This window comes from Sodalinema sp. (genome assembly GCF_046483825.1).
GTDB lineage: Bacteria > Cyanobacteriota > Cyanobacteriia > Cyanobacteriales > Geitlerinemataceae > Sodalinema.
On sequence record NZ_JAWOCL010000156.1, the window covers coordinates 1 to 17,065 of the forward strand.

16 protein-coding genes and 1 tRNA gene are annotated in these 17,065 nt (G+C 53.2%); 8 read left to right on the forward strand and 9 right to left on the reverse strand.

Going from position 1 to position 17,065, the window contains the following annotated elements; all coding sequences use genetic code 11:
• Positions 1-146 precede the first annotated feature (146 nt).
• The 4 genes from hemE (at position 147) to R6U67_RS10195 (ending at position 7,065) form a co-directional block, all read left to right on the forward strand.
• Positions 147-1,208 (forward strand): uroporphyrinogen decarboxylase, encoded by a 1,062-nt coding sequence (hemE, locus tag R6U67_RS10180; RefSeq protein WP_410252437.1) that lies wholly within the window; start codon positions 147-149, stop codon positions 1,206-1,208.
• 74 nt (positions 1,209-1,282) lie between these two features.
• A complete protein-coding gene (locus tag R6U67_RS10185; RefSeq protein WP_410252438.1) occupies positions 1,283-2,356 on the forward strand; it encodes an NAD-dependent epimerase/dehydratase family protein in 1,074 nt (357 codons plus the stop codon).
• Between the two features lie 268 nt (positions 2,357-2,624).
• Positions 2,625-4,220: a B12-binding domain-containing radical SAM protein gene (locus R6U67_RS10190; protein ID WP_410252439.1), complete on the forward strand. Its 1,596-nt coding sequence runs from the start codon at positions 2,625-2,627 to the stop codon at positions 4,218-4,220.
• A 97-nt stretch (positions 4,221-4,317) separates the two neighbouring features.
• Complete coding sequence (locus tag R6U67_RS10195) at positions 4,318-7,065, forward strand: filamentous hemagglutinin N-terminal domain-containing protein (RefSeq protein ID WP_410252440.1); 2,748 nt, start codon at positions 4,318-4,320, stop codon at positions 7,063-7,065.
• A gap of 97 nt (positions 7,066-7,162) precedes the next feature.
• Here R6U67_RS10195 and R6U67_RS10200 read toward each other — a convergent pair whose 3' ends face one another.
• From R6U67_RS10200 to R6U67_RS10215, 4 genes are read right to left on the reverse strand one after another with little or no spacing between them, the layout of a single operon-like run.
• Positions 7,163-7,417, reverse strand: a complete 255-nt coding sequence (locus R6U67_RS10200; RefSeq protein ID WP_410252441.1) for a DUF4926 domain-containing protein — start codon at positions 7,415-7,417, stop codon at positions 7,163-7,165.
• Positions 7,410-7,748, reverse strand: coding sequence for a DUF6883 domain-containing protein (locus R6U67_RS10205; protein ID WP_410252442.1), 339 nt, complete (start codon positions 7,746-7,748; stop codon positions 7,410-7,412). Before R6U67_RS10205 ends, R6U67_RS10200 begins: the two co-directional genes overlap by 8 nt.
• A gap of 27 nt (positions 7,749-7,775) precedes the next feature.
• Positions 7,776-8,003 carry a hypothetical protein gene (locus R6U67_RS10210; protein ID WP_410252443.1) on the reverse strand — a complete coding sequence of 76 codons (228 nt, stop codon included), beginning with the start codon at positions 8,001-8,003 and terminating at the stop codon, positions 7,776-7,778.
• Between the two features lie 10 nt (positions 8,004-8,013).
• Positions 8,014-8,148 carry a hypothetical protein gene (locus R6U67_RS10215; RefSeq protein WP_410252444.1) on the reverse strand — a complete coding sequence of 45 codons (135 nt, stop codon included), beginning with the start codon at positions 8,146-8,148 and terminating at the stop codon, positions 8,014-8,016.
• 196 nt (positions 8,149-8,344) lie between these two features.
• On the opposite strand from R6U67_RS10215, the gene R6U67_RS10220 reads away from it, so the two are divergent.
• From R6U67_RS10220 to hisS, 3 genes are read left to right on the forward strand one after another with little or no spacing between them, the layout of a single operon-like run.
• On the forward strand, positions 8,345-8,638 hold the full coding sequence (locus R6U67_RS10220) for a helix-turn-helix domain-containing protein (protein WP_410252445.1): 294 nt from the start codon (positions 8,345-8,347) through the stop codon (positions 8,636-8,638).
• Between the two features lie 45 nt (positions 8,639-8,683).
• Positions 8,684-8,959: a hypothetical protein gene (locus tag R6U67_RS10225; RefSeq protein WP_410252446.1), complete on the forward strand. Its 276-nt coding sequence runs from the start codon at positions 8,684-8,686 to the stop codon at positions 8,957-8,959.
• 42 nt (positions 8,960-9,001) lie between these two features.
• Complete coding sequence (gene hisS / locus R6U67_RS10230; RefSeq protein WP_410252447.1) at positions 9,002-10,267, forward strand: histidine--tRNA ligase; 1,266 nt, start codon at positions 9,002-9,004, stop codon at positions 10,265-10,267.
• 77 nt (positions 10,268-10,344) lie between these two features.
• On the opposite strand, the gene kaiC is transcribed toward hisS, so the two are convergent.
• The 3 genes from kaiC to R6U67_RS10245 all read right to left on the reverse strand — a co-directional run bounded on the left by kaiC (position 10,345) and on the right by R6U67_RS10245 (position 13,225).
• The gene (gene kaiC / locus R6U67_RS10235; RefSeq protein WP_410252448.1) at positions 10,345-11,898 is read right to left on the reverse strand and encodes a circadian clock protein KaiC; all 1,554 of its coding nucleotides are present in this window, start codon (positions 11,896-11,898) and stop codon (positions 10,345-10,347) included.
• An 86-nt stretch (positions 11,899-11,984) separates the two neighbouring features.
• On the reverse strand, positions 11,985-12,308 hold the full coding sequence (kaiB, locus tag R6U67_RS10240; RefSeq protein WP_410252449.1) for a circadian clock protein KaiB: 324 nt from the start codon (positions 12,306-12,308) through the stop codon (positions 11,985-11,987).
• Complete coding sequence (locus tag R6U67_RS10245) at positions 12,305-13,225, reverse strand: circadian clock protein KaiA (RefSeq protein WP_410252450.1); 921 nt, start codon at positions 13,223-13,225, stop codon at positions 12,305-12,307. The genes kaiB and R6U67_RS10245 overlap by 4 nt, the downstream gene beginning before the upstream one ends.
• A 342-nt stretch (positions 13,226-13,567) precedes the next feature.
• Here R6U67_RS10245 and R6U67_RS10250 point away from each other — a divergent pair, with 342 nt between their 5' ends.
• The gene (locus tag R6U67_RS10250) at positions 13,568-15,751 is read left to right on the forward strand and encodes a histidine kinase dimerization/phospho-acceptor domain-containing protein (RefSeq protein ID WP_410252451.1); all 2,184 of its coding nucleotides are present in this window, start codon (positions 13,568-13,570) and stop codon (positions 15,749-15,751) included.
• A 45-nt stretch (positions 15,752-15,796) separates the two neighbouring features.
• Here R6U67_RS10250 and R6U67_RS10255 read toward each other — a convergent pair.
• Positions 15,797-15,870 (reverse strand) — tRNA-Val (locus R6U67_RS10255).
• A gap of 119 nt (positions 15,871-15,989) precedes the next feature.
• Positions 15,990-16,925, reverse strand: coding sequence for an NAD-dependent epimerase/dehydratase family protein (locus tag R6U67_RS10260; protein WP_410252452.1), 936 nt, complete (start codon positions 16,923-16,925; stop codon positions 15,990-15,992).
• Between the last annotated feature and the right edge of the window lie 140 nt (positions 16,926-17,065).

The window sequence follows — 17,065 nt, forward strand, 5'->3', positions numbered from 1 at the left end:
CTAGCTTGCCTGTTCCCTATTCCCTATTCTCTTCTCCCCCTGTTCCCAGTTCCGGTGTTCCCTGTTCCCTTCTTTTGCCTCTTGCCTTCTGTGGTAAGCTAAGCGATGGCAATTTAAAACTGTTTTTTTCAAAGGAAGCGTTAATAATGACGGGTTCAGCGGAGATTCCCTACCTCTTGAGAGCGGCGCGAGGTGAAGCCTTAGATCGTCCCCCAGTTTGGATGATGCGACAAGCGGGACGTTATATGAAAGCCTATCGCGATCTGCGTGAAAAATATCCCAGTTTTCGGGAGCGTTCTGAAATCCCTGAGGTGGCGATCGAGGTGTCCCTGCAACCCTGGCGGGCCTTCAAACCCGATGGGGTGATTCTCTTTTCGGATATTGTCACGCCTCTGCCGGGAATTGGCATCGAGATGGATATCGCGGAAGGGAAAGGGCCGATTATTGATCCGCCGATTCGCTCGATGGAACAGGTGAATAACCTGCATCCCCTCAATCCTGATGAGTCGTTGCCCTTCATTAAACCCATTTTGACCAGTTTGCGGCAGGAAGTGAAAAACGAAGCCGCTGTGTTGGGATTTGTGGGCGCTCCTTGGACTCTGGCCGCCTATGCGGTGGAAGGAAAAGGCTCGAAGACCTATTCGGTGATTAAGAATATGGCCTTCTCGGAACCGACGATGTTACATCGCCTGCTTGAGAAGCTCTCCGATGCGATCGCCACCTATGTGCGCTATCAAATCGATTGCGGCGCTCAGGTGGTGCAGATGTTCGACTCCTGGGCCGGACAACTGAGTCCCCAAGATTACGATACCTTTGCTCTGCCCTATCAGAAACGGGTCTTTGAACAGGTCAAGCAAACTCACCCCGAAACCCCCCTAATTCTGCTGGTTACCGGTAGTGGTGGCTTGTTGGAACGTATGGGACAATCTGGCGCGAACATTGTCAGTGTCGATTGGACTGTGGATATGGCTGAGGCTCGTCAACGGTTGGGGAGCGGGATTCATGTCCAGGGGAACCTCGATCCCGGAGTCTTATATGGCTCGAAAGACTTTATTCGCGATCGCATTCTCGATACAATCCGTAAAGCCGGTCATCGAGGACATATCCTGAACCTCGGTCACGGTGTCCTACCCAACACCCCCGAGGACAATGTGGCGTTCTTCTTTGAAACCGCTAAACAAGCAGATCAGCTCTTAGCCAAGGCTTAGGAGCCTATCTCGCCGTTCCCTCGGCGAGATAGTGCTAGATCTTCGTGTCGTTTCTCAATCTATTTTCTTGTCTGATGAAACGAGTCCTCCTCACCGGAGCCAGTGGCTGTATTGGTCACTATATTGCTGACACTCTGATTGCTCAATGTGATTGCGAGTTGTTTTTGTTCGTACGCGATCGCCAGAAGCTAAACTTAGACCTTGAGCGGCGATCGGGGATTCATGTGCTTGAGGGGGACTTACGGGAGATTCATCGCTTCAAAGATATCCTAGAGACCATCGACTGTGCGATTCTGGCCGCCGCCGCCTGGGGAGGCTCTCGGGAAACCTTTGACATTAATGTCACCAAAACCTGTATGCTCATGCACCTGCTTAACCCCGAGGTGTGTGAACAGGTGATTTACTTCTCCACCGCCAGCCTACTCGATCGCGACGGGGAGATTCTGCGGGCCGCCGCTCACATGGGAACTGACTATATCCGCTCCAAGTATGATTGTCTCAATCAACTGCACCGGCTCCCCATGAGCGATCGCCTCACGGTTCTCTTTCCCACCATTGTCCTCGGTGGCGACGAGAACAAACCCTATTCCCATGTATCCGCCGGGTTACCTGAAGCCATCAAATGGCTCAACCTGGCTCGCTTTATCAGTATCCACGGAAGTTTTCACTTTATTCACGCCCAGGATATCGCCGAAGTGGTTCACTACCTCATCGGACATCCTCCCGGAGAACGTCGTCACTATATCCTGGGAACCGAACCCTATACCCTCGATCGCGCCATCAGTGAACTCTGTCGTTATTTCGGGAAACGGGTTTACGTTCGCATTCCCCTCAACGCCTGGCTCACAGACTTGCTCGTAGAACTCCTCAGCCGTTTGGGAGTCTTGCAGATGGCCGCTTGGGACCGATTTTGTCTCGAATATCGAGATTTCACCTATACTCAGGCCATGACCGGTAAAGCCTTTGATTGTCCCGTTCATTGCCAAACCCTATCCGATGCCCTCAAAGAACGAGGACTTGGCCCCCAATCTCAAATACATTCTCAAACGCATTCTCAAACGCATTCTCAAACACATTCTCAAACACATTCGCCAACGCATTCTCAGACCAAAGTCCCCCCCACTCCTGAGCCAGACCCCAAAGATTAAGAAAATTATATTTTTGCTAAATTTATAAATTTATCGTTTATAATACCAAACTAATTTCCTGGCTCCGAGTTGCGAAAACCGGGTTATCTTCCCTTATCCTTAAAGAAGAAGACAAGCCCAAACGGTCTCCCAGAGAGGCTTAGACGCACTTGTTGTTTATTTTTACGTCTAAAACTGTCCACTATCAACTATCAACTGTCACCTGGGAATTGTTGAGAATTAGTCATTTATGTTAGCCTGACAGAAACCCTTGAGGAACTCCGTTTTTATGCAGGTTTTATTAGTATACCCTCGCTTTCCACAAAGTTTTTGGTCATTCGATAAGGCAATGGAACTGGTGGGGCGCAAAGCCGTTTTACCGCCTTTGGGGTTAATCACCGTTGCTGGAATTTTACCCGATCGCTGGCAACTGAAGCTGGTCGATTGCAACATCCGAGAGATTAGCGAAGCCGAATGGGATTGGGCCGATTTGGTGATTCTCTCGGGCATGATTGTGCAGAAAGACGATATGCACGCCTACGTTGCCGAAGCCAAACGCCGCCAGAAACTCGTCGCCGTGGGGGGTCCTTACCCCACCTCCCTTCCCCACGAACTCGAAGCCGCTGGGGCAGATTTCCTCGTTCTCGATGAAGGAGAACTGACCCTCCCCATGTTTGTCGAAGCCGTCGAACGAGGCGAGACGAGCGGAACGTTTCGGTCTGAGATCAAACCCGATGTCACCGAAACCCCGGTTCCCCGCTACGACTTGCTCGAACTCGATGCCTACGACAATATGTCAGTGCAGTTCTCGCGCGGCTGTCCCTACCAGTGCGAGTTTTGTGACATTATCGTCCTCTATGGACGCAAACCCCGCACCAAAGAGCCACAACAACTGATTGAGGAACTCGAAACCCTCTACAATCTCGGCTGGCGCGGTCCCGTCTTCATGGTCGATGACAACTTCATCGGCAACAAACGCAACGTCAAACGGCTGTTGCGGGAACTCCAACCCTGGATACAGGCCAAAGGCTTCCCCTTCCACTTCAGTACCGAGGCCTCCGTTGACTTAGCCAACGATGACGAGTTGATGGAGTTGATGATGGATTGCAACTTCAGCAGCGTCTTCCTGGGGATTGAAACCCCCGATGCTGATAGTCTGTCGCTGACCAAGAAATTTCAAAATACCCGTGATCCGCTCCTCGGTGCGGTGCAACGCATCAATGAGAAAGGAATGCGGGTGATGGCTGGGTTTATTATCGGCTTTGATGGCGAGAAAGCCGGGGCCGGCGATCGCATCGTCGAATTTGTCGAACAGACCGCCATTCCTACCGCGATGGTCAGTATGTTGCAGGTTCTCCCCAACACCGCCTTAATGACACGGCTGAAAAAAGAAGGCCGACTCGTCGAAGACTTAGGAGGCTCGGGGAATCAAAACAACCTCATGAACTTCATCCCCACCCGGCCTATCGAAGACATCGCCCGCGAGTATGTCACCGCCTTCTATAAACTCTATGACCCCCTACAATATCTCAATCGGGTCTATCGCCATTTCATGTCCATGTCGGAACCGCGTCATGTGGCCTCCAATCGGGGCAAAACCACGCCCAAGATTGTCAAAGCCGCGATGACCATTTTATGGCGACAAGGGGTAGTGCGTTCGACTCGTTGGGCCTTTTGGCATCACTTGTTTAATATCTATCGCCACAAACCTCGCTTGTTGGTGAATTATCTCGTCTCCTGCGCGCTTCTCGAACATTTCGTCGAGTATCGAGAAATCGTGCGCCGGGATATTGAAGAACAACTGCAAGCCTATCTGAACCGACCCCAGCAACCCTCAGATGAACAGGAGCAACCCGTCGCGGTCGGAACCACTAGCCAAGGCTAAGAGACGCTTCGCCGACAAGGGCTAGGGCAAGGATTAAGATGGGGGAGCGCTCACTTGCTCCCCCATTTTTGCGATGACTCTGTTTTCTGGTTTCCCTTTGTCTGGCTCCCGATTTCCGGTGGCCTCGCTCTCCCTCGCGCTACTGCTGACAGCCGTTCCTAGACCCAGCCTGGCCCAAATCACCCCAGATCAGACCCTTCCGAACCCTTCCCAAGTGATTCGTCAGGGGAATCAACTGCGCCTTCAGGGAGGAACTCAGGCTGAAGGAAATTTATTCCATAGTTTTGAGCAGTTCTCAATTCCCGCCGGACATGAGGCGATGTTTGAGAATAGCCCCGAGATTCGACGGATCTTTAGCCGCGTCACTGGGGAGTTCCCCTCCCGCCTCGATGGCCGCCTCTCGGCTCAGGGAAGCGCCGATCTGTTTCTGCTCAATCCCAATGGCATTCTCTTTGGCGACAATGCTCAATTGAGCTTAGGCGGCTCATTTTACGCCAGTACCGGAGAATTTATTGAATTTGACGATGGCAGTCAGTTTCATGCCGCTGCGCCCTCGTCTAGCATCCTCTCCGTGAACGTTCCGGTGGGGTTGGGGTTCGGCTCAAATCCCGCAGCGGTGGTCAACCGATCGCGACACCAGAATGAGCAGGGGGAGACGATTGGCTTGAGCCTCAATCCGGGGGCGAGGTTAGCCCTCAGCGGCGGTCAGGTGGAGATGCCGGGGGGACGAGTGACGGTGGTAGATGGTCAGGTGACGTTGGCGACGCTGGCCCAGGGGCGGTTGTCTTTGAATTTGGGCGAGGGGTTGCAGTCGGGCCAGGTTCAGGGGCGGATTCTGCTGACAGATGGGGCGTTGCTCGATACCAGTGGCCCCCAGGGTGGGGGAATTTGGGTGTTCGGCGATCGCCTACGGGTGGAGAATGACTCCCAGATCCTGGCGGATACCGACGGAGGAGGGCCGGGTCAGGGGATTGATCTGACTCTGGGGGATTTGGTGGTGATTGATAATTCCCTTATTTCCACATCGAGTTTTGGTCCGGGGCGATCGGGAGATCTGAATGTGGTGGCTAATGAGATTACCGTGGATGGGGCGGGAGATTTGCAGTCGATTTTGGAGCGCCTGTTTGCCCTAGAAGCTATTGAAACCCCGCAACAGGTGGGGATTGGTTTATATGCGATGGCCTTTGCCCAGGGCCAGGCGGGGGATATTAACTTACGGGCCAATTCTCTACGATTGACCAATGGCTCGTTTATCTCCACCACCACCGTGGCCGAGGGCCAGGGCGGGATCATTAATGCTGAGATTACTGAGTCTTTGTCTTTAGATGGTTCTCAGATGATTGCCGAAACCTTGGGAAATGGGAATGCTGGGGGGGTCAATCTACGAGCGGGCAATATTTTTATTAGTGATGGTGGGGGGATTTTTGTCTCGACGTTTCGGGATGGGGAGGGGGGAACGGCTAATCTTCAGGCTCGCGATACCATCGAGATTGTTGGGACAACCCCCAATGGTTTGTTTAATTCAGGAATTGGCTCGAATGCGTTTCAGGAAGCTACAAGCCGGGCGGGGACGATTAATCTTCAAGCGGGTGATGTGATTGTCCGGGATGGTGGGTCTATTGGGACGGTGACGTTTGGGACGGCTCAAGCGGGTACGATTGTGATTCGGGCCAGCGATCGCGTTGAAGTCAGTGGTGTCAGTGCGGAGGGGAATAATCCCACCAATATCGCCAGTCGCAGTGAAAGCCGTGGCGCGGCGGGAGATATTGAGATTACAACGGGCCGGTTTATCTTGCGGGATGGGGCGGAGGTGCTGACCTCGACCTCCGATAGTGGTTCTGCGGGACGTTTGACGGTTCGGGCCTCGGAGTCGGCTCTGATTTCGGGGGGCGTGACGACGACGAATGCTGAGGGGGACGTGGTGATTTTACGCAGTGGCTTACGCTCAAATTCGACTTTAGAACGGCTCCCGTCGCCGATTCCTTCCTCGGAGGCCGATGTGTTGGGAGCGGCGGGGGATGTGACGGTGGTGACGCCGTTTTTGCGAGTCGAGAATGGGGCGCAGCTGGTGGTTAGCAGCGTCGGCGAGGGGGAGCGAGGGGGAAATTTGACGTTGGAGGCGGCTCGATTGGAGTTGGACAATCAAGGGCGTTTGGTGGCGGAAACGGCGTCGGATGTGGGGGGGAATATTCGTTTGCTGGCCGAGGATGTGCGGTTGTTGAATGAGAGTTCGGTGTCTACGAATGCACTGGGTGCGGCCACGGGGGGGAATATCCAGATTGATACGGCGACGCTGGTGGCCTTGGGTAATAGCGATATTACGGCCAATGCTCAGCAGGGGGCGGGGGGCCAGGTGGAGATTACGGCCCAAGGGGTGTTTGGGACTGAGGTCCGCGATCGCCTCACCGATGAGAGTGATATTACTGCCAGTTCGGAACGGGGGGCAGAGTTCAGCGGTTTGGTGGAAATCGCCAGTCCGGACACGCAATTGGATTCGTCTCTGGTGGAGTTAGCCAGCGAGTTTATCCCGGTGGACCGGTTGGTGGCTGATAGCTGTTTGACCCGAACTACGGCCGCTGGACGGTTTACGGTGACGGGAACGGGAGGTTTACCGGAAACTCCGTTTGATGCGGCGGCGGGGCGCTATTCTCTCCTGGGTGTTGTGGGGGCGGAGTCTGCGCCTGCTGAGCCGTCCTCTCGGGTTGAGGAGTCTGGCGGTCAGGTGGAGGAGTCTTGGCAGTTGGGCCAACCGATTCAGGAGGCGCAAGGGGTGCAGCAAACGGCTGATGGACGAGTGTGGTTGGGTCGTCCCCAACGGCGCGATCGTCCCTGTGGCCCTCAATAGGGGTATGGGTCTGGGTTGTTCTGAGGCGATTCTGGCATGGGTTAGGGATGGCAATTCGGGGTTCTAGGCTGGAGGCGGGAGAGTCCGGCGGTTCGGTTCATGCGGTTTGCAGGAGTTCGTCATGGAGGAGTAGGACAGCATCAAGGGCGAGGGTTTCCATGGCGAAGGTTGTACCGTCGTTGTTGGTAAATTCGACTTCGAGGGCTTCGTCGCCATATTCCATGACGACGGTTCCAACTTGACCTTTAAGTAGGCGGATGGGTTGTCCGGTTTCAAAGTGGCTGGTATCGCGATCTTCGAGGAGGGCAACGAGATCGAGGTCTTGGGGTTTTTGCGGGGTCGTTTTATTCATTATCAACAGGGTAGCAGTTGGTCAAGCGGGGAAAGTTTTCATCACTACGGATAATCCAAGCGGCCAGAATTAGGGAGGAGCCGAAATCAGTTGTCAGTCGAAATTTGATGTTGTAGTGTTGACCATATTCGTTCGTTTTGCGTAGGATGGCATTTTCGAAAATTGCAGCGTGATAAATGGCCTTTTTCAAAATTTCTGAATTGTTACGGGTAATGCCTAAACGACTGGCAAATAATCTTGCTTTATGTTGACCTTTACTGTGGTTAGAATTGAGGCAATAATCATCAATTTTATTACCAAGTTGGGCGCGATCGCCGTTGGGTAGTTTCATGAATTTCATGAAATGGACAGGATGGGGTTATGGGCGAGAGCATTTCTCGTCAGGGAGGGGGTTAGGCTGTTGTAGGGGTTCTCCGGCCCAGCCACCGATGATTTCTGTGAAAAAGTTGTCGAACCAAGTGTTATGAGGGGGAAGGGGTTGAAAGGTGAGGGCGATTTCAACGTCAGGGTTTTGTAAATCGGTGGGAAGGTCAATGTACAATCGTCCGTTGGGGCCGATGTGGGTGGTGAGGATGATGGTATTCATGGAATCAATGTTAAATGAGTTGGCTAAACTGGCTGTCTAGGGCTAGAGGCGGGAGCAAATTGGGTCGTGGCGGGAGAGTCCGGTGTGGGGTTTGCAGGAGTTCGTCATGGAGGAGTAGGACAGCATCAAGGGCGAGGGTTTCCATGGCGAGGGGTTGTATTTCCCTAAATCACTTCCTCCATTGTAGAGATTTCGAGGCGGTTGTCCTTGGGGTGCGATCGCCCCTGTGACTCTCCATAGAACCGGACCTCGTGCTTCGGTCCAGCTCAAAACGTCACGTCATCTTGTCTCGCTTTCCCCTAAACTTAAATCAGTCCCTTTAGAAAAAATAAGCAGAAGTTATGTCAGCCCCCGCACCGAACGGACAAGCGCTTCTGTCCGATCGCGAATTAGAGGTCATCGAACTCGTCGCCACCGGCTTAACCAATCAAGAAGTCGCTGATAGCTTAGAACTCAGCAAACGCACCATCGACAACCATATCAGTAACATTCTCAGTAAGACCAAAACTGAAAACCGGGTCGCTCTGGTAAGATGGGCGTTGCGCTGGGGGAAAGTCTGTCTCGATGATGTCAACTGTTGTACCCTTCCCTACCGTAGCCCGAACCCCTCAGCCCCAGAACTGTTGACAGACTAACGACGATGTAAGTCTCTCCTACCGAACTCGGACTTGAATCTGACGATGCGACCGATGCGACAATGTTGGACCATTCCCACCCTTCCCCTGGCCGTCTATCGGGAAGTGGTGGCCCATTTACGTCAGGTGGATGGCGTAGCGGCCGGATTACTCCCCCAAACCGCCCCTCATTTTGACCCCAAACTCAGTCAGGTGGGCGGCCTTTGGCTGGAGATTCCCGAGGATTGCGATCGCCACCATCGCGATCGCCTCGATGCCATCCTTCAGTATTACGGCGATCGCGCTCAACAGCCCTGGCAGCCCCTAGACGCGCAACCCTAACGGCATCCCCCCAGTTTTGACCCTCACGATTTTTCTCAACCTATGATGACGCTGCAAGCCCTGCGGGGAACGCGGGACATTTTGCCCGCTGAAATCGCCTATTGGCAACTCGTAGAAACTACCGCCCGCGAGATTTTGACTCGGGCCAGTTACCAGGAAATTCGCACCCCCATTTTTGAACAAACGGAACTCTTCCAACGGGGGATTGGTGAAGCGACTGACGTGGTTGGTAAGGAAATGTATAGCTTCTGCGATCGCGGCGATCGTTCCATCACGCTACGCCCAGAAGGAACCGCCGGAGTCGTTCGCGCCTACATCGAACATAACCTCTTCGCCGCTGGTGGTGTGCAACGCCTCTGGTACACCGGCCCCATGTTTCGCTACGAACGCCCCCAAGCCGGCCGACAACGCCAGTTTCACCAAATTGGCTTAGAACTCCTCGGAACCGACGCACCTCGGGCCGATGCTGAAGTGATCGCCCTGGCCAGCGATATCCTCAAAGCCTTGGGCCTGAAAAACCTACACTTAGCCATCAACTCCGTCGGCCAGGGAGATGATCGCGATCGCTACCGTCAAGCCCTCATCGACTACTTTAGCCCCTACCAAGATGACATTGACGCCGATTCACGCGATCGTCTCACCCGCAACCCCCTACGCATCCTCGACAGCAAAGACGAACGCACCCAGGCGATCGCCGAAAATGCCCCCAGTATCCTCGACTATCTCAGCGATGACTCAAAACGTCATTTTGACCGAGTTTGCGCCCTCCTAGAGCAACTGAGCATCCCCTATGACCTCAATCCGCGACTGGTGAGAGGCTTAGACTACTACACCCACACCGCCTTTGAAATCCAATCCGACGATCTCGGCGCCCAGGCCACCGTCTGCGGTGGCGGACGCTACGACGGCCTCGTCGAACAACTCGGCGGCAAACCCACCCCCGCCGTCGGTTGGGCCATTGGCTTAGAACGGCTCATTCTGCTTCTACAACAGCTTCAAGAGACCCCCACCCATCCCCCCGACTGTTACGTGGTCTCACGGGGCGAACAAGCCGAAGCCCAAGCCCTGCGCCTGAGTCAACAGTTGCGTCAGGCCAACCTCGCCGTGGAACTCGACTTAAGCGGAAGTGCCTTTGGCAAACAGTTCAAGCGGGCCGCCCGCAGTGGCGCCCAAGTTTGTCTCGTCTTAGGAGATGCCGAAGCCGCCGCCGGAACCATTAACCTGAAATGGCTAGAGAGTGGAGAACAGCAAACTCTGACACAATCGGAGTTATTAGACACTCTCGCGAATACCCTTTTCAACACCTGACCGCAACAATCTTGCCCCCCAATTCCTGTCGGGGCGAAACTAGATTTCGCCCAACTTCAGGATAGTCATATTAGCCACTAACTATCCTCTTTATTGCCCTGAACTCCTCGCATAATCCGCGAGAGTTCAGATTTCTCATTCACCGAAACCCGTGACGGCGAGCCACTAATAATCCCTTCATACTCACGGAACGATCCTTTAATGTCGGGACCATTAGCACTAATGGTATATTCTCGAATACCCGTATCATGCCAAGATCCTCTCATTTTGAACACATTTAACGCCCGAGACATTTGACCGCGAATTTCCACATATTGCAACATCAAAATGGTGTCGGTAATCGTGGAAATATGGGAATCGGTAATTGAATGAGACCCCATAAATTGGTCGGTTGTGTTGGTGAAAAAGCCGGTAATTTCCTCTTGTTTGGCATAACCCGTCACCCCAATCACAAATTGTCGGAAGGCATTGTTACTCACCCCTCGCGCCAAAGCCGAGAGGGAGTCAATGGCAATTCGAGAGGGTTTGAAATCCACAATCTCGGTTTTAATAATCTGGAGATGGTCTTCAAGTCCCGCTGACTCGGGATAGGCGCAGAGAATTTTCATCAGTCCCCGCCGTTCCATCTCCTCGAAGTCAATCCCCCAAGAATAGGCATTTCGCAGTAATTGCGCCCGCGACTCTTCGTAAGCAAAGAGGATGGCCCGTTCGCCTTTGAGACAGCCTTCTTCGGTGAATTTGCTCACCAGTAGGGTTTTGCCGGTTCCCGTGGCGCCGGTGGCCAGAATAATCGAATCCTTGAAGAATCCGCCTCCACACATCTCGTCCAAGGTTTTGACCCCCGACGAGACGCGCACATTGGAGGAGCGTTGCGTCAGACGCATGGCCCCGAGGGGGAAGATGTTAATACCATTGTTGGTCATGGTGAAGGGATATTCCCCCTTCATGTGGGTGGTTCCCCGCAGTTTGAGGATTTCAATGGTCCGGCGGCGGCGTTCCCCTTCGAGGACGTTACGGACGATGACGACGTTATCGGAGACAAATTCCTCAACGCCAAAGCGGGCCACGGCCCCATATTCTTCGAGGCGTTCGGTGGTCATGACGGTGGTGGCGTTGAGTTGCTTGAGGCGGGCCACCAGACGGAAGATTTCCCGCCGCACAACCGGCGCCGCGTCGTATTGTTGGAAAACGGCGGTGACGGAGTCAATGGAGACTCGTTTGGCTTTATATTTACGAATCCCGTACTGAATCCGCTCAATTAGGGCCGAGAGGTCAAAATTGCCGACGACATCCTGGCCCTCGGGGTCGGGGGACGCATCGAGGATAAAGAGTTTCCCTTCATCGACGAGTCCCTGGAGATCCCAGCCAAAGCTTTGGGCGTTTTTGATGAGGTCAGCGGGGGATTCCTCGAAGGTGACAAAGACCCCCGGTTCGTTGAAGTAGGTAATGCCGTTATAGAGGAATTGAACGGTAAATAGGGTTTTTCCGGTTCCTGAGGTCCCACTGACGAGGGTGGTTCGCCCCGCTGGTAGTCCTCCGTGGCTGATGTCATCGAACCCTTCAATCATGGTTCGGATTTTATGAACCCCTTGCAGGTTACGGGGATTTTCCTGTTCAGTTTGGCTGTCCATGGTACTTGTGAACTGTTGCGGCTTGAACGTACGGGGATAGGAGTTTAGGGTTCCCGTATCAGAGGTTAGGCTAGGGGAGGATCTGTTTAGCTAGTTTGGCTATCAGATTCGCGATCGTACAATTCCTCGTAGAGTAAGTCCAATCCGATGAGGACTTTCTCGCGGTCGGAGAGGTCACCGATGATTTTGCGCACTGGGGGGGGTAAGATTTTGGCCAGGGTTGGGGTGGCCAGGATTTTATCTTCTTCGGCCAGTTGCGGATTTTTGAGGACGTCGATGACTTTGAGGGCGTACACTCCCTGAAACTCTCGTTCGAGGAGATCGTTCAGGGTTTTGAGCGCCCGCACGGAGTTAGCCGTGTTTCCGGCAACGTAGAGTTTTAAGACGTAGGTTTTTTTGGGAGGCGTCATAATTCCCTGGGAATTGAACGACGATACATTTCGCACAGGTGGGCGATCGCATCGATTAAGGTCAATCGATAGTCTAGCAGGATTTCTTCACTCCTTCCCTCTAATTTGAGTTGTTTGGAAAATTGATCCATTAACTCCATGTGGATTTCTACAATATGGGTGACGGAGATATCGGCAAAGAAGGCGATATTAACGAGTTCATCTAAAGCTGGGTTGATATTCACCTCATCGGAGAAATAGTCCAGGACAATTTCTCGGTAGAGTTTTTGAATCTCTTGTAAAACCTCATGCTGTTCATCTTCGGGTAAATTTCGTAAAAATCGCTGTGGGCTTCGTTTATAGTACACGCCTAAGTATCCCAGCCGTTCTCGGAGCTTTTCGGTGAGCCGCTGCTGTTTCTTCATCAAAAACTCTTCGGCATGGCTGGCGATGTCAGAGTCTAGATTTTTTTTAGAACTCAGATCTGAGTCGTTCGAGAGATTGAGAAACCGCTCGATCGCCTCATGAATGGCCTCTAAAATTTCTTCATTGGATTGGTCTGGCGGCAGTAATACTTCTGCTTTGTGATACAACAGACCTGTACCCTCATCCTGGCTGGAGTCAGGGGGGCCAAGATTACCATCACTCCTATCGAGATCACTCCCCTCGACATGATCTAGGTTAGCGATATTGCCCATGATCACAACCGGCAACAGTACACCGGCCTGTTGTAACTCTTGGCTAAGAGCGGCGAGAACATCGTCATATTCGAGAATTGCACAGTCAATGTGGTGCTTCTGGTGCTGAACATACTCGAGAAATTCCCCGGTACTGGTGCAGTGAAGCACTGTACAACGGGCGATATCGAGCGTCTGTTGCAGAGTCTCTCGTAAATCTTGGTGTTTGATCAGGGTGCAGATCGACAGTTGAGGTAGCACAGGATAAGGAAAAAACGGGTTCTATTATGATAATCGGCAAGTTGTCAAGCTTGCTTAAGTTAAGTTTTATGACAATAAGATTAAATTTTGCTTAATTTTATTGAGGGATGTTGCAATCATAACTCGGAATGTCTATTCCTTCCAACCGGCGGCAGCAAAAATCCCGAGTTTTGCCACCATATCTTTGGCCAGAACTGGGATTGAGGCGATCGCCTCAAGAGCCGGCCAGGGACAAGGCATAATGGGTCACAGAAGCTTGATTCACGGTCAGGTTCGGGTAATCGCTACGATTGCCTGATGGCCTGCCCCTTGATTGCAGCGGCCTCGTCTGCCTGAGTTGCCATGGATTGTCTCAATCTCCAACCGTTTGTTCAACCGGTTCCTATCTGTTATCGTCTCGATTCCCTCGCGACGGTAATTGACAAATTTCAACAGAGCGATCGCATCTTGGTGATTGACGAGAAGCAAACCCCATTGGGGGTCATCGTTGCCCATCGTCTCTTGCCGTACCTACAAGATGCCCGGGTTTGGCAGCATCCCCTACTCAGTTTTAGCAAGGCCATGACCCCCATTGACACCTTGGCCATTGACCATTGGGGCGATCGCCTCTGTTCTCGCATCTCCCTGGCCAAGATCAGGCGCCTGAAACTGTTTGAACCGGTGGCCAGTGGTGGCCGTCGAGACGTGGTGATTGTCGATGCAAGCGGGAGGATTTTCGGACTCCTCGACGGCGATCGCCTCAACGCCGAACTCAGCAACTCCCCCTCAACCACTCTCCCGGACGACTCCCAAGAGGCCAACAGTCCAGACTTAGAGGTCTTAACCCGCCGACTTGAAGTACAGACTCAGGAACTCACCGCCAAAAACGCCGATCTGATGCAAATCGATCGCCAAAAAACCGAACTCCTCTCCTGGGTCAGCCATGAACTCAAAACCCCTCTAACCGCCCTATTAGGCCTATCCAATCTCCTCCAAAACCCCAACCTCGGCAGCCTCAACCCCCGTCAAGCCAACTACGCTCGCCTCATCCAACAGAGTAGTCGGGAAATGATGACCGTTGTGAACGATCTCTGTGATTTGGCACAACTCGAAAACGGCGAACTGAGTTTAGATCGACAACAGCTATCCGTACAGGCCTGTAGCCAGGCCGCCTACGAGCAAATCCGCAAACTCCGCGATGGCTCTCGGGTACCGCAACTGACCCTAGACATTGCCCCGGAGGCTGATCAGGTTTGGGCGGATCGGACTCGCTTGAATCAAATTTTAGTGCATCTGTTTCTGAATGCTGTCAGCACAACTCCCGACAGCGGAACCATTGGCCTGCGTGTCGAACGTTGGCATCATTGGTTGGCCTTTTTAGTTTGGGATACCGGCACCGGGATTGAAGCGGCGGCCCAACCCTGGATTTTTCAGGGTTATCCCATCGCCTCGTCTTCCCAAGTCTCTCAGATGTCCTCCTTCGCCCAGGACGCCTCTGAGTCAACCGCGACCTCCACCGAAGCCCCCAGTTCTCGCACGGCCCCCCCCTCTCTCCCCACGGGCCTGGGACGGGTCCTGGCCCAACGGTTGGCCCGACTCCATGGCGGAGAAATTAGCTTTACCTCCCAAGACCCCGGAGGAAGCCAGTTTACCCTACTGTTACCCAGTCCTCGCGATTCAGAAGGCGCACCGCCCCCGGAAACTCCCAGCCGCTTCAACGCTTGGGCCAAGGATGCTCAGGTGCGCTTTGCGTTAGTGGTCGATCGCGATAGTGAACGGGTCGAGGCCCTATGTCATTATCTCGGTGAAGCGGGGTATCGGGTCTTTCTGGCGCGATCGGGACCGGAAGCCTTGGCCAAGGCGCGACAATTACATCCCTGTGTCCTGTTTTTAAACCCAAGACTGCCGATTTTATCCGGTTGGGATGTCTTGACTTTGCTCAAGGCTGATCCGGTCAGCCAAGATCTACCCTTGGTGCTACTTGGACAGGCTGAGGAGGGGGCTGAGGCGATCGCCCAACGGGGATTAGAGACGGTGGTGGACTGGCTGACGTTACCCGTCGATCGCCATCAACTGCAACAGGTTCTGACGCGCCTATTAGCCCACCAGGGCCAAGCCAGTCGCTTCAATCGACCCCTGACCCTGTTATGGCTTGTCTCTCCCCATCGAGGTGAGGTGAACCCCTCTCTCTCCCTCGAACGGGTCTTCCATCACTATCATTATCGGGTGATCGAAGTGGATGATTTTGACCAGGCGGGGTTGTTAGTCAAAGTCTGGAAACCTGATGTGGTGCTATTGGATCTCACCGGAAGCGAGGCCGATCGCCAAGACTTCTTAGCCACGTTGCAAGAGCATCCGGGGTTAACGCAACTGCCGATTGTCACCCTCGACAGTCAAACCACGGCCCTGGCCAATCGGGGCAAAACGGCAGACGGAAGACCGCTGCGGGTGTTTCCCTGTCTAACCGCCCCCGAACGCATTTCGGAAACCTCGGGCCTGCCAGCGGTGGTTGAGGTGGTGCGTATCGCTGCCAATGCCAGTGGTTAGGACTTGCCTGAAGCCGTCCTGGACTCGATAACTGTTATTAAAAAATGGACACAACTGGACTCGAACCAGTGACCCCCACGATGTCAACGTGGTGCTCTAACCAACTGAGCTATGCGTCCTCAACGATTTACCATCGTAGCATTGAGGTTTTGACTTTGGCAAGCTTTTTTTTGAGGAAATTCTGAAATTCCGGTTTTATCTCGGGGAGGAGCGCCAAAAACCCCTCCCAGAGTAGCGTTTAGACCCCAGCCAGAATCTGGTCATCCAGGGAGAAATCTACCTCAGCCTCTGGCCCTGGGCCGGCGAGATAGTCGTTCTCGTAGGAATCCTTCAATCCAGAAATCAGATCAAACTCCGGTTCCCAATCCAGTTCCGAGAGGGCCTTACCGATGCTACAGAAGAAATGCTGCGATCGCAGCGGGAAGGCTTTACGCTTACCCAAATCAAAGGCCTTGGGGTCATAGTGAACCAACTTAACCTGATCGGGATCTTTACCAACCGCGAGGGCGCAAGAGCGGGCTAGACCATCAAACGTGACATAGCGATCGCCCGAAATATTATAGACCTCACCGACAGCATTGCGATTGCCCAACACCGCCACCATAGCCTTAGCCAAATCCTGACAATGGCCCAGTTGGGTGATTTGTAACCCTGAACCGGGAATGGGAATGGGGCGATCGCGCACCAGGCGGTCAAAAAACCAGCCCTCAATGGGGTTATAATTCCCTGGACCATAAATATAGGTCGGACGCACCGAGGTCATGGGCAATCCCTGCTTCAGCAGATAGTCTTCCGCCTCAAACTTGCCACGATGACGACTCTCGGGGTCTAGGGTATCCCCTTCTCGATGAGGCATTTGGTCAGAGGCGAGATAAACCCCCGCCGAACTGACATAGACAAAATGCTGAAGTTTCCCCTTAAACAAATCCGCCAAAGGTTGAGTATCACTGAGCTTGCGCCCGGTGTTATCAAAAATGGCATCAAACGACTCTCGGGCGAGAGCCGCTTGCAGTTGTTCCGCGTCCGTGCGATCGCCGGTAATCTGACCCACACCCGACACAGGAACCGGGTGATTGCCCCGATTAAATAACACCACCTCATGACCCGCTTCTACCAATTCCCGAGTCAAATACACCCCAATAAACCGGGTTCCACCAATGACTAAAACTCGCATAACACTTAAACCTTAAACCATCAACAATCTACCTTAAATCGGCGCTCAGACAACGCCCTCATCGACGGTAGACGAAAAAAGGTGACCCTAGAGGATCACCCTTAATCACTGTCAACGGTTAACCGTTAACTGTCAATCGT

What these genes read in the sequence shown, in the direction of transcription:
- R6U67_RS10215 (WP_410252444.1), bottom strand. Translation starts at nt 8,148, where the DNA reads ATGGAAACCCTCGCCCTTGATGCTGTCCTACTCCTCCATGACGAACTC.
- R6U67_RS10210 (WP_410252443.1), bottom strand. Translation starts at nt 8,003, where the DNA reads ATGAATACCATCATCCTCACCACCCACATCGGCCCCAACGGACGATTG.
- R6U67_RS10200 (WP_410252441.1), bottom strand. Translation starts at nt 7,417, where the DNA reads ATGAATAAAACGACCCCGCAAAAACCCCAAGACCTCGATCTCGTTGCC.
- R6U67_RS10185 (WP_410252438.1), top strand. Translation starts at nt 1,283, where the DNA reads ATGAAACGAGTCCTCCTCACCGGAGCCAGTGGCTGTATTGGTCACTAT.
- R6U67_RS10205 (WP_410252442.1), bottom strand. Translation starts at nt 7,748, where the DNA reads ATGAAACTACCCAACGGCGATCGCGCCCAACTTGGTAATAAAATTGAT.
- hisS (WP_410252447.1), top strand. Translation starts at nt 9,002, where the DNA reads ATGATGACGCTGCAAGCCCTGCGGGGAACGCGGGACATTTTGCCCGCT.
- R6U67_RS10225 (WP_410252446.1), top strand. Translation starts at nt 8,684, where the DNA reads ATGCGACCGATGCGACAATGTTGGACCATTCCCACCCTTCCCCTGGCC.
- hemE (WP_410252437.1), top strand. Translation starts at nt 147, where the DNA reads ATGACGGGTTCAGCGGAGATTCCCTACCTCTTGAGAGCGGCGCGAGGT.
- R6U67_RS10260 (WP_410252452.1), bottom strand. Translation starts at nt 16,925, where the DNA reads ATGCGAGTTTTAGTCATTGGTGGAACCCGGTTTATTGGGGTGTATTTG.
- kaiC (WP_410252448.1), bottom strand. Translation starts at nt 11,898, where the DNA reads ATGGACAGCCAAACTGAACAGGAAAATCCCCGTAACCTGCAAGGGGTT.
- R6U67_RS10250 (WP_410252451.1), top strand. Translation starts at nt 13,568, where the DNA reads ATGGATTGTCTCAATCTCCAACCGTTTGTTCAACCGGTTCCTATCTGT.
- R6U67_RS10220 (WP_410252445.1), top strand. Translation starts at nt 8,345, where the DNA reads ATGTCAGCCCCCGCACCGAACGGACAAGCGCTTCTGTCCGATCGCGAA.
- kaiB (WP_410252449.1), bottom strand. Translation starts at nt 12,308, where the DNA reads ATGACGCCTCCCAAAAAAACCTACGTCTTAAAACTCTACGTTGCCGGA.
- R6U67_RS10190 (WP_410252439.1), top strand. Translation starts at nt 2,625, where the DNA reads ATGCAGGTTTTATTAGTATACCCTCGCTTTCCACAAAGTTTTTGGTCA.